Raw genomic sequence first — 21,668 nt, 5'->3', positions numbered from 1 at the left:
CTCCTGTGGGCGGCCGGTGGACAACCTCCGGGGCCGCTGTGCACAGATCGTCTGTCCACAGGCTGTGGAACCCCGTCGACCACAAATCCACACCCCTCTGACCTCGCCTGATGGCATATCAACAGCCTGGTCTGTGGACATCATCTGGATAACTTCCCGGTCCCCAGGGTGTGGACGGGGACTTGGGGCCGAATCTGTGGAGAACCGCCAGGTCAGGACCCCAATTCGAACAGGCGCGAGGCCGCGGGCGACGGGCTGGGGACGCTCCGGGGACGGCGCGGGGGTGCTCCAGGGGCTGTCTTGGGGTCGTTCGGAGGCTGTTCGGAGGCCGTCCGGGTGCCGTCCGAGGGTCGTCCGAGCGGCCTCCGGAAGGCTCCACAGGCGCCCGGGAACGGCGAAGGGCGCCCCGGGAAAACGTCCCGAAGCGCCCTCGCGCAGGCCCTCGTAAGGCTCTGTCAGCCGTTCTTGATGCGGTTCGTCAGCTCGGTCACCTGGTTGTAGATGGAGCGCCGCTCGGCCATCAGCGCACGGATCTTGCGGTCCGCGTGCATCACGGTCGTGTGGTCGCGGCCGCCGAACTGCGCGCCGATCTTCGGCAGCGACAGGTCGGTGAGCTCGCGGCACAGGTACATGGCGATCTGCCGGGCCGTCACCAGCACCCGGCTGCGCGAGGCGCCGCACAGGTCCTCGACGGTGTGCCCGAAGTAGTCCGCGGTCGCCGCCATGATGGCCGGCGCGGTGATCTCCGGGGAGGCGTCCTCGCCGCCGGGGATCAGGTCCTTCAGCACGATCTCGGTCAGGCCCAGGTCGACCGGCTGCCGGTTGAGGCTGGCGAAGGCCGTGACCCGGATCAGCGCGCCCTCGAGCTCACGGATGTTGCGCGAGATACGGGACGCGATGAACTCCAGGACCTCCGGCGGAGCGTTGAGCTGCTCCTGGACCGCCTTCTTCCGCAGGATCGCGATCCGGGTCTCGAGCTCCGGCGGCTGCACGTCGGTGATCAGGCCCCACTCGAAGCGGTTGCGGAGCCGGTCCTCCAGGGTCACCAGCTGCTTGGGCGGCCGGTCCGACGAGAGCACGATCTGCTTGTTGGCGTTGTGCAGGGTGTTGAAGGTGTGGAAGAACTCCTCCTGCGTCGACTCCTTGCTCGCCAGGAACTGGATGTCGTCGACCAGCAGGATGTCCATGTCGCGGTAGCGCTTGCGGAACGCGTCCGCCTTGCCGTCGCGGATGGAGTTGATGAACTCGTTCGTGAACTCCTCGGAGCTCACGTAGCGCACCCGCGTGCCCGGATAGAGGCTGCGCGCGTAGTGCCCGATGGCGTGCAGCAGGTGGGTCTTGCCCAGCCCCGACTCGCCGTAGATGAACAGCGGGTTGTACGCCTTGGCCGGCGCCTCGGCGACCGCGACCGCCGCCGCGTGGGCGAAGCGGTTGGACGCGCCGATGACGAAGGTGTCGAAGAGGTACTTCGGGTTCAGCCGGGCCGTCGGCTCCGCGGCGCCACCGGTCGAGGACGTGCCGGAGCCGGAGGACGAGGAGGAGCGGTCCGTGTGCGGGCCGGGGCCGGACGCGGAGCCGCCGCGGGCGGGGACGTCGGGCAGCTCCCGGCGCTGCTGCTCGTAGGACATGCGCTCGGGCCGTTCCGGCGAGCGGTAGTCCGGCTGCTGCTCGTAGGACTGCTGCTCGTACTGCGACGGGGAGGCGTAGGGATCACGCTCGCCCTCGCCGTAGGAGCCGAGCCGCGGCTGCTGCCAGCCGTAGTCGCCGCGGTCGCCGCCGGACGGGCCGGCGGACGCCGAGCCGCGCGGCCAGGCGCCGGGCTCGGGACGGGACTGCTGGTAGTCGGGGTAGGCGGGCCGTACGGACGGCAGGTCGTCGCCGCCGGGCCGGGTGCCGTAGGCGTCACGGCCCTCGTAGCCGCCGCGGTCCCCGTATCCCTCGTACGTGTCCCGGCCGCCCTGGCCGGAGCCGTGCGGAGGCTGCTGGCGGGGTTCCGGGGCCTGCGGGGCCGGGGGCTCGCCCGCGGAGTCGTCGACGGTGATCGCGATCCGGATGGGGCGGCCGCACTCACGGCTGAGGGTCTCGCTGACGATCGGGGCCAGCCGGCCCTCGAGGACGCCCTTGGCGAACTCGTTCGGCACGGCCAGCAGCGCGGTGTCGGCCACCAGCGCCAGCGGCTGGCACCGCTTGATCCAGTGCTCGTCCTTGCTCTCCACGCCCTGGCCCCGCCCCTCACCGAGGAGCTGTTCGAGCACGCGCGGCCACACTGCGGCAAGATCGGCGGGCAGGTCAGCCACAGGGCACGCTCTCTCAGTCACTGGTCACGGGGGGTGTCCGGGAGTCCCACGAATGTGTGGTTCTCGGGACGGGCGGGAAGGATTCGGAGTTCAGTCACGGTAGTCAGGGCGAGTGGTGCGGTTCAAGTCGTTGTCCACAGGGTGTGTACAAATGTGCCATGCCGTGGCGCGTGGCGCCGTTCCGGCCCTGAAGAAGCTACGGTGTATGCCTGGTGCACTGCCGGTTTGACCGGATGGCGTAACCGCGCGTACCGTGACCAGGTCGAGTTGTCGATGGCTGCTGCCGCCTGCCTCCGATGGGCAAAGATCATGATCCTAACCGGTCATGGTTATGAAGCGGTGCACTTGGGCGTATTGCGAGCTCCTCGCGGGCGCACGGTGACAGCCAGGCGATGTCCCGCCATCAATTCATTTCTGGAGTCCCCGAGTGAGCAAGCGCACCTTCCAGCCGAACAACCGCCGCCGCGCGAAGACCCACGGCTTCCGCCTGCGCATGCGCACCCGTGCCGGCCGCGCGATCCTCGCGTCCCGCCGTGGCAAGGGTCGCGCCCGCCTGTCGGCCTGACCAGTCTGACGTCGAGGTCCTGACGTGCTGCCTTCCGAGTCTCGGCTGAGGCGGCGCGAGGACTTCGCGACCGCGGTTCGTCGAGGACGCAGGGCCGGCCGCCCGCTCCTCGTCGTTCACCTAAGCAGCGGTAACACGGACCCGCACACACCGGGGGGGATCGCCCCTCCGGTGCGTGCGGGTTTCGTCGTGAGCAAGGCCGTCGGCGGTGCCGTCGTCCGCAACTCCGTCAAGCGGCGTCTTCGCCACCTCATGCGTGACCGGCTGGATCAGCTGCCCGCCGGTAGCCTGGTGGTGGTGCGAGCCCTGCCGGGCGCGGGCGAGGCGGACCACACACAGCTGGGCCGTGATCTCGATACCGCACTGCAGCGGCTGCTGGGAGGGGCGCCGCGAAGCAATCCCCCGGGGGGTGCCCCCCGGAACCCCGGTCACCCGGGAGGGAGTGCACAGTGAAGTACCCGCTGCTCTGGTTGATCAAGCTCTACCAGTGGACCATCAGCCCTTTGTTGGGCCCGGTCTGCAAGTACTACCCCTCGTGCTCGCACTACGGCTACACGGCCATCAATGTGCACGGCGCGGTCAAAGGGACGGTGCTGACGGCCTGGCGCATCCTGCGCTGCAACCCGTGGTCGCTCGGTGGCGTCGACCACGTCCCTCCCCGGAAGCGTCCGGTCTGGCACCAGCGGCTGAGGAGCCGCATGGGCGGAAACCCCCCTGCGGGGACCGCCGCGCAGCCCGAGACTCAGCCCAACGCCCAAGGAGCCTGATTCGTGGACACGATCCTGAATCCTCTCTACTACGCCGTTTCCTGGATCATCGTCCAGTTCCACTCGTTCTTCAGCCTGATCTTCAACAAGGACAGTGGCGCGGCGTGGGGTCTGTCCATCGTCTCGCTGGTGGTGCTGATCCGTATCTGCCTGATCCCGCTCTTCGTGAAGCAGATCAAGGCCACGCGGAACATGCAGGCGCTCCAGCCGAAGATGAAGGCGATCCAGGAGCGCTACAAGAGCGACAAGCAGCGCCAGTCCGAAGAGATGATGAAGCTCTACAAGGAGTCGGGCACCAACCCGCTCTCGAGCTGCCTCCCGATTCTGGCCCAGTCGCCGTTCTTCATCTCGCTGTACCAGGTGCTGAACAAGATCGCCGGTGGCCACGAGGTCGGCTTCCTGGACCAGGAGCTGGTCGACAGCGCCCGTAAGGCGCACATCTTCGGTGCCCCGATCGCGTCGAAGTTCATGGACAGCGCGGCCAAGGTCGAGTCGCTCGGCGCCACGCTGACCGATGTCCGCGTGGTCACGGTCATCATGATCATCCTGATGTCGCTGTCGCAGTTCTACACGCAGCGCCAGCTGATGACGAAGAACGTCGACCTCACGGTGAAGACGCCGTTCATGCAGCAGCAGAAGATGCTGATGTACGTCTTCCCGATCATGTTCGCCGTCTTCGGCATCAACTTCCCGGTCGGTGTCCTGGTCTACTGGCTGACCACCAACGTGTGGACCCTGGGTCAGCAGATGTTCGTCATCCGCCGTAACCCCACCCCGGGCAGCCTCGCCTTCCAGCAGCGCCAGGAGCGCCTGAAGGCCAAGGGCAAGCTCAAGGAGGACCCGGCGGAGGTCGAGGCCAGGAAGGCCGTCGAGGCCGCCCGTGCCGCTCGCCAGCAGCCCAAGCGTCAGACGAAGTCCAAGCGTCAGGTCACCGGCACCACGCAGCCGACCGCGGGCTCCGAGAAGAAGACCACCCTGGAGAAGGGCCAGTCCGGGCAGGCCGGCGACGAGACGCCCCAGCAGGGCGGCGGCTCCTCCCGCAGTGCCAAGTCCGGACAGCGCAAGGGCGGCCCGCAGCGGCCCAAGCACCCCTCGAAGAAGTGATGAAGGAGTCCACCGTGACGGAGACGCAGCGCCAGAACGCCGCTGAGGGCACCGACACCCTGTCCCGCCTGGAGCAGGAGGGCGAGATCGCGGCCGACTACCTCGAGGGGCTGCTGGACATCGCCGACCTCGACGGCGACATCGACATGGACGTCGAGGCCGACCGCGCCTCGGTGTCGATCATCAGCGACTCCACCAGCCGTGACCTGCAGAAGCTGGTGGGCCGCGACGGTGAGGTGCTGGAGGCGCTCCAGGAGCTGACCCGGCTCGCGGTGAACCGGGAGACCGGCGACCGCAGCCGTCTGATGCTGGACATCGCGGGCTTCCGCGCGCGCAAGCGCGAGCAGCTGGCCGGCCTGGGCGCCGAGGCGGCCGAGGAGGCCAAGAGCACCGGTCAGCCGGTCAAGCTCGACCCGATGACCCCCTTCGAGCGCAAGGTCGTCCACGACGCGGTGGCCGCCGCGGGCCTGCGCAGCGAGTCCGAGGGCGAGGAGCCCCAGCGTCGAGTGGTCGTCCTCCCCGCCTGACCAGCTCCACTTCCAGGTGTGTACGGCCCCGTCTGCTCGCAGGCGGGGCCGATCCTTGTCAGCCTGATATTCAGACCCTTTTTGTATGGAAGGACGGTTTCCCGTGGAAGAGGCAGCGGAGCTCCCTCCGGCGCCCGAGGCGGCTCGGGCGGTATTCGGTGACCGCTTTCCGGAGGCCGTCCGCTATGCCGAGCTCCTCGCGGACGCGGGCGTCAAGCGCGGGCTGATCGGCCCCCGCGAGGTCCCGAGGCTGTGGGAGCGGCACCTGCTGAACTGCGCGGTGCTCTCCGAGGCCGTGCCGGACGGCGTCTCGGTGTGCGACGTGGGCTCCGGTGCCGGACTGCCCGGCATTCCGCTGGCCCTGGTCCGCCCCGATCTGCAGATCACCCTCCTCGAGCCGCTGCTGCGCCGCACCAACTTCCTCCAGGAGGTCGTGGAGCTGCTGGGGCTGGACCATGTCACCGTCGTCCGCGGCCGGGCCGAGGAGATGCTGGGCAAGGTCGAGCCGGTGCATGTGGTCACCGCGCGGGCCGTGGCGCCGCTGGACCGGCTGGCCGGGTGGGGAGTGCCGCTGCTGCGCCCCTACGGCGAGATGCTGGCCCTCAAGGGTGACACCGCGGAGGAGGAGCTCCAGGGCGCCCGTGCCGCGCTGAGCAAGCTCGGTGTGGTGCGTACCTCGGTGCTGCACGTGGGTGAGGGCGTGGTCGACCCGCTGTCCACCGTGGTCCGGGTCGAGGTCGGGGAGAGCCCCGGCGGTGTGCGTTTCGCGGCCAAGCGGGCGAAGGCCGCCAGGGTGAGCCGGTCCCGCCGCCGTCGCTGAGGTGAGCGGCCCCCTGCCGGGGGCCGTGCTCCTACAAGCTGGCAAAACTACGCATTACGGAGTGTCGCGACGGGGTAGCGGCGCGTGCCATGCATCGTGTTTCACGTGAAACATCGCTCCCTGCTGCATGGAATCATCGGTCGCACCCGTGCGGCCGCCGCGCCGCGTGACCGTCGACCGGTCGAGGAAGTGGGTTCATCCACAGGCCCACGGGATTCATCCACAGGAGAACAGGCCTCGCTGGTTCACGACCCCGAAAGCATGGCAGGCTCTGTCCATCGCGAGCCTGATGTCGAGGAGAGTGAATCCTTGCGGTCCGACGCCAATATCGCGGGGCCGATGACCGACCCGGTCCCCGGCCCCCGCCCCGCCGACTCCGAATCCATGGCTGCTCCCGTTCCGCCGCCCGGTGGCGAGGCCGTTTCACGTGAAACGTCACCGCCCCCGATGCCCCGGCCGGAGCAGACCCGGGTAATGGTGGTCGCCAACCAGAAGGGCGGGGTCGGCAAGACCACGACCACCGTGAACCTGGCGGCCTCGCTGGCGCTGCACGGCAATCGTGTGCTGGTCATCGACCTCGATCCGCAGGGCAACGCCTCGACGGCTCTGGGCATCGACCACCATGCCGATGTCCCGTCGATCTACGACGTCCTCGTGGACAACAGGCAGCTCTCCGACGTGGTGCAGCCGGTGGTGGATGTGGAGGGCCTCTTCTGCGCCCCCGCCACGATCGACCTGGCCGGTGCGGAGATCGAGCTGGTCTCGCTCGTGGCCCGGGAGAGCCGGCTGGACCGGGCGATCAAGGCCTATCAGCAGCCCCTGGACTACATCCTCATCGACTGTCCGCCGTCGCTCGGCCTGCTGACGGTCAACGCCCTCGTCGCGGGTGCCGAGGTGCTGATCCCCATCCAGTGCGAGTACTACGCGCTGGAGGGCCTGGGCCAGCTGCTGCGCAACGTCGAGCTGGTGAGGGGCCACCTGAACCCCGAGCTCCATGTGTCGACGATTCTGCTGACGATGTACGACGGGCGGACGCGGCTCGCCTCCCAGGTGGCCGAGGAGGTGCGCACCCACTTCGGCAAGGAGGTGCTGCGGACCAGCATTCCCCGCTCGGTCCGTATCTCCGAGGCGCCCAGCTATGGGCAGACGGTTCTGACGTACGACCCGGGATCCAGTGGCGCTCTGTCCTATCTGGAGGCCGCCCGGGAAATCGCACTACGGGGGGTCGGTGTGCACTACGACGGCAGCAGGGCTCACACGGTGGGCCGCCAGCAACAGCAAGACCAGCACAGCATGTCGGAGGGGCTTCAGTGAGTGAGCGACGCAGAGGACTGGGCCGGGGGCTCGGTGCGCTGATCCCGCCGGCGCCGAAGGGAGCGGAGCAGAGCGGACCGGCAGTCGGGCCCGGCGTCATGTCTCCGACCGCGGTGCCGGTGCTGACGGCGGAGCGGGGGGTGGCCGCCGCGAAGGTGACCGCGCTTCCGCTGGACGAGATCACCGTTTCCCGTGAAACCGTCTCGCGGGAGGGGGGCTCTCCCGCTTCCGTTCCGGTGGACGGCGTTTCACGTGAAACAGAGGGCGCTTCGCAGGGTGTGCCCGAGCAGTCCCCGGGCACGGAGGCCGGTGCGTACTTCGCCGAACTGCCCCTGGACTCCATCACGCCCAACCCCCGGCAGCCGCGGGAGGTGTTCGACGAGGACGCCCTCGCGGAGCTGGTCACCTCCATCCGCGAGGTCGGCCTGCTGCAGCCCGTGGTGGTCCGGCAGCTGGCTCCCGAGCGCTATGAGCTCATCATGGGCGAGCGGCGCTGGCGGGCCTGCCGTGAGGCCGGACTGGAGAGGATTCCCTCCATCGTCCGGGCGACCGACGACGAGAAGCTTCTGCTGGACGCGCTGCTGGAGAACCTGCACCGGGCTCAGCTGAATCCTCTGGAAGAGGCCGCCGCCTACGACCAGCTGCTGAAGGACTTCAGCTGCACCCATGACCAGCTGGCCGACCGCATCGGGCGCTCGCGTCCGCAGGTCTCCAACACGCTGCGGCTGCTGAAGCTGTCGCCCGCCGTGCAGAAGCGGGTCGCCGCCGGGGTGCTCTCCGCCGGACACGCCCGGGCTCTGCTCTCCGTCGACGACTCGGAGGAGCAGGACCAGCTCGCCCGGCGCATCGTGGCCGAGGGCCTCTCGGTCCGTTCGGTCGAGGAGATCGTGACCCTGATGGGGTCGCGGTCGAAGGGTTCCGGCAAGGCCAAGGGGCCCCGGGCCGGCGGGCGGGTCTCGCCGGCGCTGACCGACCTTGCCTCCCGGCTGTCGGACCGCTTCGAGACCCGGGTGAAGGTGGACCTGGGTCAGAAGAAGGGAAAGATCGTCGTCGAGTTCGCCTCGATGGACGACCTGGAGCGGATCCTCGGCACGCTCGCCCCGGGTGAGGGCCGGGTCCTGGAGCAGAAGCTCTCCGGCGCCGGCGAGGAGAGTTCCGAGGGTTAGCTCTTCGTCGACGCTCGCGCTGAGGGCGGGTTGTGTTTCACGTGGAACCGTTGGGGGTTCCCGGAACACAACCCGCCCTTTGCCTTGTCGCGCTGTCGACTCAAACAGCCTCCGGATACGATGCGTTGAGGTATGGCACATCCACGTTGGACGCGGTTCACGGAGGGGCGGGGCCATGCGAACGGTGAGCCGGACCGGACTGGTGGCAGCAGGCCTGGGCCTGGGGGCGGTCGGCGGATTCGTCGGCGGTCTCCTCAGGGAGCGCAGGGCGCTGAGCGCCGCCCGGAGCGTGGCACGCGACGGAAGTGAGGAACTGACTGCATGGGGCGTCGGCTCGTACCGCTCACTCTGGACAACCTCCCTGACCTCCCCAAGCGCTGCCGGGCCTGCGTCTTCTGGGAACTGGACCCTGTCAGCGGCGAAGCCGCGCTGAGGGCCGGCCGCCCCGAGCTGGAGAAGGAGGCCTGGATCTCCGCCGTGCTCCTGGAGTGGGGCTCCTGCGGCCGGGTGGTCTATGTCGACGAGGTGCCCGTGGGCTTTGTGCTCTACGCGCCTCCAGCCTATGTGCCCCGGTCGACCGCCTTCCCCACCAGCCCGGTCGCCGCCGATGCCGTCCAGCTGATGACCGCCTGGCTGACGCCCTCCCACCAGGGGCAGGGGCTGGGCAGGACCATGGTGCAGACGGTGGCCAAGGACGTGCTCCGGAGGGGCTTCAAGGCGATCGAGGCCTTCGGCGACGCCCGCTGGAAGGAACCGGCGTGTGTGCTGCCCGCCGACCATCTGCTGGCGGTCGGCTTCAAGACCGTACGGCCGCACCCGCGCCATCCGCGCATGCGGCTGGAACTGCGCACGGCGCTCTCCTGGAAGGAGGACGTCGAGCTGGCGCTGGACCGGCTCCTCGGGGCGGTCCAGAAGGAGCCGGCGCTCAGGCCGCTCTAGCGGCGCGACGCGCTGACAGCCGCCGACAGGGTCACGAAAACGGGGTGGCCGGGTGCTGTTTCACGTGAAACAGCACCCGGCCACCCCGGAGCGTATGTGGCTCAGGCGTGGATGAAGTTGCCCAGCTCGCGCTCGAGCATCGCCTTCGGCTTGGCACCGACGATGGTCTGGACGACCTCGCCGCCCTGGTAGACGTTGAGCGTCGGAATCGACATCACGCCGTACTTGGCCGCGGTGGTCGGGTTCTGGTCGATGTTGAGCTTGACGATCTCGATCTTGTCGCCGTACTCCTTGGCGATCGCCTCCAGGGAGGGAGCGATCTGGCGGCACGGACCGCACCACTCGGCCCAGAAGTCCACCAGGACGGGCTTGTCGCTCTTCAGCACGTCATCGTCGAAGGACGCGTCGGTCACGGCCTTGAGAGCCATTGAGGTCTCCTTGAATCTTCTCTACGTCGGGTGGGGGGGAAGAGGCGGGGGTCAGACGGTCTGCTCGGGCTCGCGGACGTTCTCGCCGTCCCCGAGGGACGCGAGGAAGCGCTCGGCGTCGAGGGCGGCGGAGCAGCCCGTACCGGCGGCGGTGATCGCCTGGCGGTAGGTGTGGTCCACGACGTCGCCGGCGGCGAACACACCGGAGAGGTTGGTGCGGGTCGAGGGGGCGTTCACCTTGAGGTAGCCCTCGTCGTCCAGGTCCAGCTGGCCCTTGAACAGCTCGGTGCGCGGGTCGTGGCCGATCGCGATGAAGAGGCCGGTCACCGGGAGCTCGGACGTCTCACCGGACTTGAGGTTGCGCAGCGTCAGCCCGGAGAGCTTGGTGTCTCCGTGGATCGCGGCGACCTCGCTGTCCCACACGAAGGAGATCTTCGGGTCGGCGAAGGCGCGCTCCTGCATCGCCTTGCTCGCCCGCAGGGCGTCGCGGCGGTGGACCACGGTGACGGACTTGGCGAACCGGGAGAGGAAGGTGGCCTCCTCCATCGCGGTGTCGCCACCGCCGATGACGGCGATGTCCTGGTCCTTGAAGAAGAACCCGTCGCAGGTGGCGCACCAGGAGACACCGCGACCGGAGAGCTCGTCCTCGCGCGGCAGGCCCAGCTTGCGGTGCTGGGAGCCGGTGGTGACGATCACGGCCTTGGCGCGGTGGACGGTGCCGGCGGAGTCCGTGACGGTCTTGATCTCGTCGCTGAGGTCGACGGCGACGATGTCGTCCGGGATCAGCTCGGCGCCGAAGCGTTCGGCCTGGGCCCGCATGTTGTCCATCAGGTCCGGGCCCATGATGCCCTCACGGAACCCGGGGAAGTTCTCCACCTCGGTGGTGTTCATCAGCGCACCACCGGCCGTCACGGCGCCTTCGAAGACCAGCGGCTTCAGGGACGCGCGGGCGGTGTAGAGCGCGGCCGTATAGCCCGCGGGCCCGGAGCCGATGATGATCACGTTGCGGACGTCGCTCACGGGTGTCTTCCTTGTCTTAGCCGACAGCTGTTCTGGGTCCTTGCTGGGTCTCACCCCACCCAACGGATCCTACGGGGCGAGCATTCCCGACGCGGACGACAGCACGGAGCGCGAGGGCTCAGTCGCGCGGGAAGGTCCGGTTCGCCAGGACCTTCCCAGGAGCGGACGGCGAGGAGCCCTCGCAGGTGGAGGACACCAGGTAGGCGTCGACGAGCGTGTCGTCGCCGGGGTGCGGCAGGACGACGAGATAGGCGTCCTGCCCGTTGTACTTCTCTTGGCGGGAGGCCAGCGCCGACTCGGGACGCCCGATGCCCTGCTGCACACAGACCGGGGCCGTGAGGCCGGAATCACGCAGGGTCTCGGGTGAGGTCTTCATCCCCCGAGTCTCGGTGCCCTTGGCGGTCTCGCTGCTCTTGGTGGTCTGGAGCAGATCGCGCACATGGGTCCCGAGGTCGTCGAAGCCGAGGGTGGTCGGCCCCGACGCCTGGTTGCCCGTGGGGCGGGGAGGTGCCGCCTGGTGGTCGCCGACGCTTCCGGAGGTCAGGAAGAAGCTCCCGACGCCGATGACGGCCGCGGCACAGGCGGTGCCGAGCAGGGCCGTACGCCAGCGCCGTCCGCGCCGGGACCGGGGGCCGGCGGTACCCGTCCGCTGCCGGCCCGGGCCGGTGGAGACGCGGGGGCGACCGTCGGGGCGGTCGGGCGCTTCCCGGCCGGTTTCACGGCTTTCCCGGCCGGTTTCCCGGCTGGTTTTACGGCTGGTTTTACGGCTGGTTTCACGTGAAACATGCGGGGTGGCGGCAGCGACGGGTGCCGTCGCCGCCGTCTCCGTTTCACGTGAAACATCGGCACTCGGGTCGGGATCGGGGCCGGTCGCGCTCAGCAGCGCCTCGGCCGCGAGAGCGGCGTCGATGCGCTCGGCGACGTCGGCCGGCATCCGGGCCGGCCCGGGAAGCGTGCCGAGCAGATCCCGGATCTCGGTCAGTGAGGTCCGTACGTCGTCGCACAGCTCGCACGCCGCGAGATGCTCCCGAAGATCCGCGGTACGGGCAGGGGGCAGCACTCCCTCGGTGAGCGCGGAGATCTCCTCGACCTCCGGGTGCTCATCCGTGCCGGTCGTAGAAGTCACGCTCGCCCACCTCCGCCCTTCACTGGATCCGCGTCGTTCTGTCCTGCCGGTGGTGGGACGGACGCCCCCTGCGACCGGTTCCTTTCCCTGTCAAGAGGGGGGCTACCCCTGCCATCAGGGCGCAGATGGGTGAGCAATGGCAGCAGCCGCGCCCGTCCGCGCGCGCATCTGCTCTTCACCGTGCCGGCTGGGACGTCGAGAACCCTGGCCGCCTCGGCGACCGGATAGCCCTGCATGTCGACCAGGACCAGGGCCGCCCGCTGCTCCGGCGGCAGCTTGGCGAGGGCCCGCACCAGCTCCCGCTGCAGATCCCCGCGCTCGGCGGGCGCGGCGGCGGACTCATGGGGCTCGAGAAGCTGCTCGAGCCGCTCGGTCTCGACGAGCGGCGCGGTGCGCCGGGAGGCCGCCTTGCGGGCCCGGTCCAGACAGGCGTTGACGGTGATGCGGTGCAGCCATGTGGTGACGGCGGACTGCCCCCGGAAGGTGTGAGCGGCCCGGTAGGCCGAGACCAGCGCGTCCTGGACGGCGTCGGCGGCCTCCTCCCGGTCCCCGAGCGTGCGCAGCGCCACCGCCCAGAGCCGGTCGCGGTGGCGCCGCACTATCTCCCCGAAGGCGTCGGGATCGCCGTCGACATGCCGCGCCAGGAGCTCGGCGTCGCTCGCGCCGCCACGTGTGACGTCGTCCAACGTCGAGCCCTCCCCCTGAGTGGCCTTACGACTAGCTGGTCACCTGGATCTCGGAGATCCGGCCTCGGTATTCGCCCGCTTCGGTCTGCGTCAGCTTGGTCAGCCAGATCAGGACGTAGCGCGTCTCCTGTGGCTTCTTCGGCTTGAGCGAGACCTCGCCGGTGGCCCTCGTTTCGGTGACCTTCTTGAAGCCCGAGAGTTTCGTCGGCATCGAGGAGCTGTCCTTGGCCGTCATCAGCTGGACGGACACCTCATTGAGGAAGGTGACCTTCACCTCGCCGACCTGCTGCTTCTTGCCCAGGTCCAGGATGACGCCGACGCCGTCCTTGAGGCCTCCGAAGTTGGCGTTGGTGTAGTGGTTCGTCGACCAGTACGTGTCGGGATTGCCGTCGTGGGAAAAGCGGACGGCGTGGAAGCCGTCCTGCTTTTCCTCGCCGTCGCCGTTCGGGGGCGGGTCGAAGTCCTTGACGTTCTCGATCTGAACCGGCTTACCGTCGGCCCGTCGTGCCTGATCGTCACTCGACGACTGCGTCCGCGGCTTGTCCGGCTGGCCGTCCTCGAGGAGCGTGTCCGCGAGCTGCCAGCTGCCGAGGCCGAGCGCGGCGATCAGCAGGGCCGACACGCTCCACTTCAGGGCCCGGCCCGTGCGGCTCTGGAGCGGGGGCGGCGGAGCCGTCGGCAGGGGCTGGGCCGGACCGCCGCCTCGGGGCGAGGTCTGGGCGCGCGGATAGGCCGGCAGCGTGGCGAAGTCCGGCTCCGGGGGCCGGATGCGCGGCATCGCGGCGACCGCCTTGGAGAGTTCTTCCGGCGTGGTGCAGGGCTGCTCCTGCCGGGAGGCCGTGGCGCCGTCGTTGACGAGGGCGCGCATGGCCAGCTCGGAGAGGCCGCGGTGGACCCCGGCGCGCACCTGGTCGGGCGCGATGAGGCCGAGGCCCTTGGGCAGCCCGGACAGGCCGTGGGCGTCGTTCTCGTAGGGCCAGCGCTGGGTGAGCGCGGCGTACAGGAGCGCGCCGATGGCCTCGGTGTCGGTCCGCTGGGGGTGTTCGGAGGTGATGCCGCGGAGTGCGGCCATGACGGCGAGGCCGCGGATGCGGTACTGGCCGGTCCCGGTGCGCAGGACGGAGCCGGGGTTCAGGCGCAGGTGCGCGAGGCCCTCGCGGTGGGCTGCGGCCATGGCCTGGGAGACCTGGCTGACGAGCTGGTAGGCCTCGTGCGGCTCCATCGGGCCGGCGGCCAGGACGGGCGTGAGCTCGGTGGCGTCGGGCAGCCACTCGTGGACGACGTAGACCAGGTCGTTCTCCTCGACGGCGTCGAGGACCTGGACGAACCGCGGATCGCCGAGCAGCGCGGCGGAACGGGCCGCGGCGAGCACCGGACGGGCGCGCGGGTGGTCGGCGGGCAGCAGGTGCACTCCGACCGCGCGACGGAGCTTCTCGTCCACGGCGCGCCAGCTGCTGAATCCCTCCAGACGGGTGACGCACTCCTCCAGGCGGTACCTTCTGGCGAGTTTGTGTCCGCTGTGCAACTCGGGCGGTTGTGCGTCGCGCGCGGGGCTTTCGTGCCCCGCGCGCTGGGTGTCCTTGTGCGTGCTGACCTTCTTGTCGGCCGCCGTCCCGTCGGTCGTGGCCTTGCCCGCCGCGGCGGTCAGTGGCTGCTCGCCGCTGTTGTCGGCCACGTCGACGGCAGCCGTGCTCCGTTCCGCCACCGTCGTTCCTGCCTCCCCATCCGTTGCACGCTGTCCACAGCCAAGACCAATTGTGCCCACAGTCCGGCGTAATGCACGACACACTCCGGCGGGCGATGGTTGTGCTCGGTCAGCGACCGAGCCGACCGCGAACCATACCGACCATGGCGGTCAGCTCCTCGATCCGCATCCGCTTTGCGGCGATGTAGAAGACCGCGATCAGGGTCAGACCACCGCCTGCCAGGGAGGCGAGCGATCCGAGGACACCGCTGCCCAGAACCTGACCGATTCCGTAAGAGACGGCTCCACCGATCAGGGCGGCGGGGACGCACGCGCCGATCAGGCGGGTGTAGGTGCGGATGACGCGCGCGCCGTCCAGATCGCCGCCGAGCCGGCTGCGCAGACGGCGCCAGGCGACGCCGACGCCGACGACGTAGCCCAGCCCGTAGGAGGCGGCCATGCCGGCGACGGCCCAGCGGGCGGGGAGCACCACGTAGCTGAGGACGGAGGCCGCCGCGAAGACGGCCGCGACGATCAGGGTGTTGTAGAAGGGGGTGCGGGTGTCCTCGTAGGCGTAGAAGCCTCGCAGGATCACGTACTGCGCGGAGTACGGGATCAGGCCGAGACCGAAGGCCATGAGGATGAAGCCGATGCTGGTGGCGCCCCCCGTGCCCGAGCCGCTGGAGAACATCAGCGTCGCCATGGGGACGCCGAGGGCGAGGAAGGCGAAGGCGCAGGGCACGATCGCGACGGCCGAGGTCCGCAGTCCGTGCGAGAGGTCGTCACGGACGGCCGAGACGTCCCCGTCGTGGGCGGCGCGCGAGATGCGGGGCAGGACGGCGGTCATCACCGAGACGGTGATGATGGCCTGCGGCATCTGCCAGAGCTGCAGCGCGAAGTTGTAGGCGGCGATGCCGGTACCCGGGTGGCCGCCCTTTTCGGCGAGCGCGCCCGCCTTGGTGGCGAGCTGGGTGACGACGACCATGCTGAGCTGGTTGGCGAGGACGAAGAAGAACGTCCACTTGGCGAGCCCGGCGGCCTTGCCGAGGCCCTGGCCGCGCCAGTCGAAGCGGGGACGGATCCGGAAGCCGGCGTCGCGCAGGTAGGGCAGCATCGCCAGGGCCTGGACGGTCAGACCCAGCAGCGTGCCGAGGCCGAGCAGGCGCACGCCCTCGGGAGTGATGCTCGAGGCGTTGACCTGGCTGCTGGAGTAGGGACCGAAGGCCCAGATGAAGGAGCCGAAGGTGGCGATGATGACGATGTTGTTGAGGACCGGGGTCCACATCATCGCGCCGAACTTGCCGCGCGCGTTGAGGATCTGACCCAGGACGACATGGACGCCCATGAAGAACATCGTGGGCAGGCAGTAGCGCGCGAACGCCACCGCCACGTCCATCCGGTCGGGGTCGGAGGCGATGGTCGGCGACATCGCCTGGATGAAGAACGGGGCTCCCAGGACACAGACGGTGGTGACACCCGCCAGCAGGACGACGACGAGCGTGAGGAGCCGGTTGGCGTACGCCTCGCCGCCGTCCTCGTCGTTCTTCATCGAACGCACCAGCTGGGGGATGAACACGGCGTTGAGCGCGCCGCCTCCCACCAGGATGTAGATCATCGTCGGCAGGACGTTGGCGACCTGGTAGTCGTCGTTGAGCGCGCCGACGCCCACCGCCGCCGCCATGACGAGGTTCCGGCCGAAGCCGAGGATGCGGGACACCATCGTGCCCGCCGCCATCAGCGCGCTCGACTTCATCAGGCTCGCGGCACGTCCGCCGCCCTTGGCCGGAGCCGGCGCGGGCTCCGGCTCGGGGCCGGGCTCGGCGGCCGGCGGCTGCATCGGCGGGGGAACCATCTGGCCCGGAGGCGGCGGCACCATCTGGCCGGGGGGCGGCGGCACCATCTGACCCGGAGGCGGCGGCACCTGCCGGCCGGACGGGCGCTGGGGCTCGTACGGCTGCTGCTGGTCGCGGTAGAGGTGTGTGAAGGCGTCGCGCTGCTGGGGACCGTCGGTGGGCGTGCCCTGGCCCACGAGGCCGCCCCGGCCCATGACCTGGGTCGCCGCGGCGTCGTCGGCGTACGGGCGTCCCGGAGCCGGGGGCTGCGGGGCCTGTGGCCGATCCCACATCCGGCCGTCGGAGGCGTAGGGAGGCGCGGAGGGCTGCTGGTAGCCGCCCGGGGGCGGCGGGGGCGTGGCCCGGTCGTACAGGGCCTCGGTCACCGGATCCTGTGCGGCCGGGTCGTGGCCGGGGTACGGGTCCGACGCGTAGGCGTCCCGGAGGTAGGGATCACGGGCGTACGGGCCCTGGTGCGCCGGGCCTCCCGGGTGGCCGGGGGCCGGCGCGGGAGGGACCGGGGCAGGCGGAGCCGGCGGGTACTGATCCCGCTGGTCACCGCCCATGCCCTGACCGCGGTCACCGTCGTACGGCGCGCTCATCGCTACCCCACCTCATCGTCCGCGGCCGCTTGGCCCCACTACACGTCAACGTTCCACTTTCTCACCTGAGCCGGACGGGTCACCGTTTCGCGCTCCGGTTCCCGCCTCGGGATCACCCGGCTGCTCGGGCTCGCCGTCGCCGGATCCGCCGTCGTCGCCCGAGTCTCCCCCGTTTTCGCCGCCCGGCTCGCCACCTGCGGCTTTACGGGCCGCGGCCCGCTTGCGCTGGAGGTAGATACGAAGCCCCGCGAGGACCAGGAGGAGGACGCCACCGGCGATGACCAGCAGCACCATAGGGGTGATGGACGTGACATGCACAGTGAAGGTGATCGGCTCGCCGTACGGCTGGCCGTCGTCGGCGTAGAGCCGGGCCTTCACCTGGACCGGACCGTTGGCGTTGGCCCGTGTCTCGAACTTCACCGACTGGCTGCGGCCGCCCTCGACGTGGATCTGCTGCGACTCGTCGTCGATCTTGAGACGGTTCGGCTGGCTGGAGGTGAGGACGAGCCTGAGCCCCCGTACGCCCTGGAGCAGGCCGTTCTGCACGGTCACCGGGATCGTCGCGCTGCGTCCGGAGAGCGTCGCGTCGGACTTCTTGATCAGGTGCACCTGGCGCGTGAGCTGGTCCAGGTAGGACTGGACGGCGTCGCGGAACTCCGCGGCGCCCCGGGGGTTGCCGCGCCATGAGGTGGACATTGCCCGCATGATCGCGCTGCCGAAGGGGGTGACCACCCGGTCCTGGGAGGTGAGGATCACCTTGAAGCTGTCCAGGGTGTTCTGCGTCCGCTGGATCGCCTCGAAGGCCTCGGTCGACAGCTCCTGGTCGCGCAGCGTCTCCGGGTAGCTGCCGGAGCCGGGAACCTGCTGGTTCGCGGCGGGGTCGGGCTTGGCCCTGGCCGCGTCCCCGAGGTCCAGGGGCTGGGTCCAGCGGCCGTCGGACAGGCCCTTGAGCGCGGTGGCCATGGCCTGTGCCTGGCTGGTGGTGGGCATGCGCTGGGGGGCCACGACGATGCTGCGCTCGTTCTCCGGGGCCTGCTTGTTCACCATGAGGCTCTGGGCGAGGAACCGCTGCACCGCGAGCGCGGAGTCGTCGGCCTTGATCATCTCGCCCTCGAAGGCGGTGGACAGCCGGGCGTCGGCGACGATCGCCGTGTTGCCCCCGCCGATCTGCCGGGCCGCGGTGGGCGCGTAGGGAGAGCCGCCGCCCTCGCGGAGACTGTCGCTGCGGGCGATCACGTTGTGGGCGCCGGCGGACGTGGCCACGTCCACGATCGAGGAGTCGACCGCGCCGTCGACGGGCCAGGCGAAGTCCGTGCGGGGCTTCACGCCGAGGATCGTGTCCACGGTGGTCGAGGCGAGCTCGGTGGCGGACTGCAGGTGGCTCAGGGAGCCCGAGACGTCCTTGCCGTGGTGGGCGAGCGAGGCCAGATCGGGATCACCGAACGGCAGCGCCACGACCTGGTGGTCCTTGACCGCGTCCTGCAGCTGGAAGAGCCACTGCTTGGCGACCGCCTGGCCCTTTCCGGGGACGTTCTGGCCGCTGGGGCCGCTCACCCGGTAGCTCTTGGTCATGGCCTCGACCGTCGCGAGCAGGTCGGGGTCGATCACCCAGGTGATCGGCAGGCCCTTGCCCAGCGCCACCAGCTGCTGGAGCCGGCCGCCGGGGGCCAGCTCGGCCGACAGGGCGTCGTTGGGGAAGATCGGCGTCTGCTGCTGGTCGGACTCCGTGCGGGCGGTGAGATGTGTCGCGGAGATCAGCGGCCACATCATCGTCAGCTGGGTCTTCTTGCCGTCGGTCCCGGACGGCTGCCAGGGCAGCAGCGTCCGCCGGATGCCGAGCACGCGCTCGTACGACTGGCCGTCGGCCTGGCCCGAGAGGGTGACGCCGAGCTGGTAGACGCCGTCCTTGCCGAGGTTCAGGTCCTTGACCGGGACGGTCAGGGTGTAGTCACGGCTGACGCCCGGGGCCAGCGGCTGGAGCTTCTGCGCGTGGTTGCCGCCGACCTCGGAGCCGTCGGTGCCCGGGGAGAAGCCGCTGCGGTCGCCGATGTCGTCGATGTCGCTGCGCGTGTTGATCTGCTGGCCCACCCGCAGGTCCACATGGGCGCCGGTGACCGTCGACTTGCCGTTGTTGGTGACCGTGCCCGAGATCGTGAGCGTGTCGTCCTGCTTGGGAGCGACCGGTGCCAGCGAGTCCACCGTGACCGACACACGCGATCCGGCCGGCTCCGCGTGCGCGGCGGGCGCCGTCGGCAGCTCCACCAGGCCCAGGAGCACCAGCACCCCCGCGAGCAACGTCGCGATGTGCCGGGACCACCGGCAGGCAGGAGCGGGCGCTGTCCCCTGGAAGGCCCCCTGGACCTCTGCCGCCTCGGCCACGCGCTCGCCCGTCCCTCGTCGTCGTCAGTGGTCGTCGGATGGTGCGTCCGTGAATGGTAACGAGGCCCGCTGCGACGAAGTGCTGCGGACCGCGCTACAAGATCGCCCCCAGGGGCCGTTGTCCGGGCTGCGCCTGCTTTGCCCAGGCCACCGAGGGGCGCCTCATAACGAGGAGGCCGCCACGCGCGCGGACACGTACCCTCTTCTGTTGTGCCGAACGCCAACAATGACAGCCATACCCCGCCGTCGACGAACGAGCTCAGCCAGGCGCAGCGCCGTGCCGTGAGCGAGCTTCTGCGGGTGTCTCCCGTAGCCGACGACCTCGCCCGCCGATTTCAGGCGGCCGGATTCACGCTCGCCCTGGTCGGCGGCTCGGTACGGGATGCGCTGCTCGGCCGTCTCGGCAACGACCTGGACTTCACCACGGACGCCCGCCCGGAGGACGTGCTGAAGATCGTCCGTCCGTGGGCGGACGCGGTCTGGGAGGTCGGCATCGCCTTCGGCACGGTCGGCTGCCGCAAATCAGACTTTGATATTGAGGTCACGACATACCGGTCGGAAGCGTACGACCGGACCTCGCGGAAGCCGGAGGTCTCCTACGGCGACTCCATCGAGGAGGACCTGGTCCGCCGTGACTTCACCGTCAACGCGATGGCCGTCGCGCTGCCGGAGAAGGAGTTCATCGACCCGCACAACGGCCTCGAGGACCTGGCCGCGCGCGTGCTGCGCACGCCCGGTACCCCCGAGGAGTCCTTCTCGGACGACCCGCTGCGCATGATGCGTGCCGCGCGCTTCGCCGCGCAGCTGGACTTCACGGTCGCCCCCGAGGTCATCACCGCGATGACCGAGATGTCCGACCGCCTCGAGATCGTCTCGGCCGAGCGGGTCCGGGACGAGCTGAACAAGCTGATCCTCTCCAGCCACCCCCGCGAGGGCCTCAAGCTCCTCGTCGACACCGGCCTCGCCCGCCTCGTCATGCCGGAGCTGCCCGCCCTGCGCCTGGAGCGGGACGAACACCACCGGCACAAGGACGTCTACGAGCACACCCTGACCGTCCTCGAGCAGGCCATGGACCTGGAGGAGAACGGCCCGGACCTGGTGCTGCGGCTCGCGGCCCTGCTGCACGACATCGGCAAGCCGAAGACGCGACGCTTCGAGAAGGACGGCCGCGTCTCCTTCCACCACCACGAGGTGGTGGGCGCCAAGATGACCAAGGCGCGGATGACCAAGCTCAAGTACTCCAACGACCTGGTCAAGGACGTCTCGAAGCTGGTCGAGCTGCACCTGCGCTTCCACGGCTACGGCACCGGCGAGTGGACCGACTCGGCCGTGCGCCGCTATGTGCGCGACTCCGGCCCGCTGCTGGACCGGCTGCACAAGCTCACCCGCTCCGACTGCACGACGCGCAACAAGCGCAAGGCCAACGCGCTCTCCCGCGCCTACGACGGGCTCGAGGAGCGCATCGCACGGCTGCAGGAGCAGGAGGAGCTGGACGCGATCCGGCCCGACCTGGACGGCAACGAGATCATGGAGATCCTGGGCATCGGCCCGGGTCCGGAGATCGGCAAGGCCTACCGGCAGATGCTGGAGCTGCGCCTGGAGCACGGCCCGATGGAGCGGGAGGCCGCCGTCGCCGCGCTCAAGGAGTGGTGGGCGACCCAGCAGGGCTGATCGCGCTTCCGGGTCGTGTTTCACGTGAAACATGACCCGCTGCGGACATGACGAGGGCCGGTGTTTCACGTGAAACACCGGCCCTCGTCGTATGCCGGGGAGATTTGGCAGCGCTACTTGTTCTTCGCCAGGCAGAGCACGAAGGAGTCGCTGCGCTCCTTCCAGGTCACGGCCGCGACCGTTCCCTCGACGTTCTCGCACGCCGTGTAGGCGGAGGACGTGCCCTTGACCTTCTTCAGCACCTTGTGGGTGGCGTTGGAGGCCGAGCAGTCGCGCTGCTCGATGTTCGGCTTGTAGCTGGAGCCGGTGTTCTCCAGGCACTGGCCGACCGACAGCGTCTTGACGTCGTCCTTGCCGAAGAGCCAGGCGGCCCCCGCCACGATCAGGCCGAGGATCGGCAGGACGATGTTGCGGAGGATCTTGATGACCGAGCGCTTCGGACGGGCCGGCGGCGGCACCGGCGCCCCCGGGAAGCCGCCGGGCTGGCCGTAGGGGGCGGCGGGCGCCTGGCCGTAGGGCGGCATCGGGGGCTGCTGGCCGTACGGGCCGGGCTGCTGGCCGTACGGGGCCGGCGGCTGCTGGCCGTAGGGGTGGCCGCCCTGCGGGGCGTGCGGGTAGGGCTGGGGCGGCGGAGTGGTCACGGGGAATCCTTCGGAAGGCGAGATCCGGTCGGTGAACGCAGCCCGTAAGTTATCCGGTGTCCATGACATTTCTGCAGCTCACAGAGATCCTGTGGCCTTG

At 69.8% G+C, this 21,668-nt stretch carries 19 protein-coding genes; 10 read left to right on the top strand and 9 right to left on the bottom strand.

The features are described 5' to 3' along the window. Nucleotides 1-455: 455 nt before the first annotated feature. Nucleotides 456-2,297 (bottom strand): chromosomal replication initiator protein DnaA, encoded by a 1,842-nt coding sequence (dnaA, locus tag AB4K12_RS15300; protein ID WP_368434729.1) that lies wholly within the window; start codon nt 2,295-2,297, stop codon nt 456-458. Between the two features lie 427 nt (nt 2,298-2,724). Here dnaA and rpmH point away from each other — a divergent pair, with 427 nt between their 5' ends. From rpmH to AB4K12_RS15255, 9 genes are all read left to right on the top strand, one after another. Further along, nucleotides 2,725-2,862 (top strand): 50S ribosomal protein L34, encoded by a 138-nt coding sequence (gene rpmH, locus AB4K12_RS15295; RefSeq protein ID WP_003949374.1) that lies wholly within the window; start codon nt 2,725-2,727, stop codon nt 2,860-2,862. A gap of 24 nt (nt 2,863-2,886) precedes the next feature. After that, the gene (gene rnpA, locus AB4K12_RS15290) at nt 2,887-3,315 is read left to right on the top strand and encodes a ribonuclease P protein component (protein ID WP_368434728.1); all 429 of its coding nucleotides are present in this window, start codon (nt 2,887-2,889) and stop codon (nt 3,313-3,315) included. Continuing rightward, nucleotides 3,312-3,629 (top strand): membrane protein insertion efficiency factor YidD, encoded by a 318-nt coding sequence (yidD, locus tag AB4K12_RS15285; protein WP_086567664.1) that lies wholly within the window; start codon nt 3,312-3,314, stop codon nt 3,627-3,629. Before rnpA ends, yidD begins: the two co-directional genes overlap by 4 nt. A 3-nt stretch (nt 3,630-3,632) precedes the next feature. Beyond that, nucleotides 3,633-4,733, top strand: a complete 1,101-nt coding sequence (yidC, locus tag AB4K12_RS15280) for a membrane protein insertase YidC (RefSeq protein ID WP_368434727.1) — start codon at nt 3,633-3,635, stop codon at nt 4,731-4,733. A gap of 14 nt (nt 4,734-4,747) precedes the next feature. Beyond that, the gene (locus tag AB4K12_RS15275) at nt 4,748-5,260 is read left to right on the top strand and encodes a protein jag (RefSeq protein ID WP_368434726.1); all 513 of its coding nucleotides are present in this window, start codon (nt 4,748-4,750) and stop codon (nt 5,258-5,260) included. Between the two features lie 85 nt (nt 5,261-5,345). Then, the gene (gene rsmG, locus AB4K12_RS15270; protein ID WP_362256089.1) at nt 5,346-6,080 is read left to right on the top strand and encodes a 16S rRNA (guanine(527)-N(7))-methyltransferase RsmG; all 735 of its coding nucleotides are present in this window, start codon (nt 5,346-5,348) and stop codon (nt 6,078-6,080) included. Between the two features lie 261 nt (nt 6,081-6,341). Continuing rightward, nucleotides 6,342-7,394, top strand: coding sequence for a ParA family protein (locus tag AB4K12_RS15265; protein WP_368434725.1), 1,053 nt, complete (start codon nt 6,342-6,344; stop codon nt 7,392-7,394). Beyond that, nucleotides 7,391-8,560 carry a ParB/RepB/Spo0J family partition protein gene (locus tag AB4K12_RS15260; protein WP_368434724.1) on the top strand — a complete coding sequence of 390 codons (1,170 nt, stop codon included), beginning with the start codon at nt 7,391-7,393 and terminating at the stop codon, nt 8,558-8,560. Before AB4K12_RS15265 ends, AB4K12_RS15260 begins: the two co-directional genes overlap by 4 nt. A 321-nt stretch (nt 8,561-8,881) precedes the next feature. Continuing rightward, the gene (locus AB4K12_RS15255; protein WP_368434723.1) at nt 8,882-9,499 is read left to right on the top strand and encodes a GNAT family N-acetyltransferase; all 618 of its coding nucleotides are present in this window, start codon (nt 8,882-8,884) and stop codon (nt 9,497-9,499) included. A 101-nt stretch (nt 9,500-9,600) separates the two neighbouring features. Here the strand turns inward: AB4K12_RS15255 and trxA are convergent, their stop codons facing one another. The 7 genes from trxA to AB4K12_RS15220 form a co-directional block, all read right to left on the bottom strand. After that, nucleotides 9,601-9,927 (bottom strand): thioredoxin, encoded by a 327-nt coding sequence (gene trxA / locus AB4K12_RS15250; RefSeq protein WP_086567653.1) that lies wholly within the window; start codon nt 9,925-9,927, stop codon nt 9,601-9,603. Between the two features lie 51 nt (nt 9,928-9,978). Next, complete coding sequence (trxB, locus tag AB4K12_RS15245) at nt 9,979-10,947, bottom strand: thioredoxin-disulfide reductase (RefSeq protein ID WP_086567651.1); 969 nt, start codon at nt 10,945-10,947, stop codon at nt 9,979-9,981. Between the two features lie 118 nt (nt 10,948-11,065). Further along, complete coding sequence (locus tag AB4K12_RS15240) at nt 11,066-12,073, bottom strand: anti-sigma factor (protein ID WP_368434722.1); 1,008 nt, start codon at nt 12,071-12,073, stop codon at nt 11,066-11,068. Further along, entirely contained in the window at nt 12,070-12,759 is a 690-nt protein-coding gene (sigM, locus tag AB4K12_RS15235; RefSeq protein WP_368434721.1) for an RNA polymerase sigma factor SigM, read from the bottom strand. Before sigM ends, AB4K12_RS15240 begins: the two co-directional genes overlap by 4 nt. Nucleotides 12,760-12,790: 31 nt before the next feature. Continuing rightward, complete coding sequence (locus AB4K12_RS15230) at nt 12,791-14,464, bottom strand: protein kinase family protein (RefSeq protein WP_368434720.1); 1,674 nt, start codon at nt 14,462-14,464, stop codon at nt 12,791-12,793. A 109-nt stretch (nt 14,465-14,573) separates the two neighbouring features. Next, nucleotides 14,574-16,877 (bottom strand): murein biosynthesis integral membrane protein MurJ, encoded by a 2,304-nt coding sequence (gene murJ, locus AB4K12_RS15225; RefSeq protein WP_368434719.1) that lies wholly within the window; start codon nt 16,875-16,877, stop codon nt 14,574-14,576. A gap of 45 nt (nt 16,878-16,922) precedes the next feature. Next, a complete protein-coding gene (locus AB4K12_RS15220) occupies nt 16,923-19,256 on the bottom strand; it encodes a DUF6049 family protein (RefSeq protein WP_368434718.1) in 2,334 nt (777 codons plus the stop codon). A 210-nt stretch (nt 19,257-19,466) separates the two neighbouring features. Here AB4K12_RS15220 and AB4K12_RS15215 point away from each other — a divergent pair, with 210 nt between their 5' ends. Then, a complete protein-coding gene (locus AB4K12_RS15215; protein WP_368434717.1) occupies nt 19,467-20,927 on the top strand; it encodes a CCA tRNA nucleotidyltransferase in 1,461 nt (486 codons plus the stop codon). A 113-nt stretch (nt 20,928-21,040) separates the two neighbouring features. Here the strand turns inward: AB4K12_RS15215 and AB4K12_RS15210 are convergent, their stop codons facing one another. Next, nucleotides 21,041-21,568, bottom strand: a complete 528-nt coding sequence (locus AB4K12_RS15210; protein ID WP_207246754.1) for a hypothetical protein — start codon at nt 21,566-21,568, stop codon at nt 21,041-21,043. Nucleotides 21,569-21,668: the final 100 nt, after the last annotated feature.

It is taken from the genome of Streptomyces sp. C36, from assembly GCF_040932295.1.
GTDB classification, from domain to species: Bacteria; Actinomycetota; Actinomycetes; order Streptomycetales; family Streptomycetaceae; genus Streptomyces; species Streptomyces triculaminicus.
Note: the sequence above shows the minus strand (reverse complement) of the source record. Positions and strands in the feature narration are given on the sequence as shown.

Bases quoted from the DNA above. Each gene is read 5' to 3' on its own strand.
- murJ (WP_368434719.1), bottom strand. From the start codon at position 16,877: ATGAGCGCGCCGTACGACGGTGACCGCGGTCAGGGCATGGGCGGTGAC.
- AB4K12_RS15255 (WP_368434723.1), top strand. From the start codon at position 8,882: ATGGGGCGTCGGCTCGTACCGCTCACTCTGGACAACCTCCCTGACCTC.
- AB4K12_RS15265 (WP_368434725.1), top strand. From the start codon at position 6,342: ATGGCAGGCTCTGTCCATCGCGAGCCTGATGTCGAGGAGAGTGAATCC.
- rsmG (WP_362256089.1), top strand. From the start codon at position 5,346: ATGGAAGGACGGTTTCCCGTGGAAGAGGCAGCGGAGCTCCCTCCGGCG.
- trxA (WP_086567653.1), bottom strand. From the start codon at position 9,927: ATGGCTCTCAAGGCCGTGACCGACGCGTCCTTCGACGATGACGTGCTG.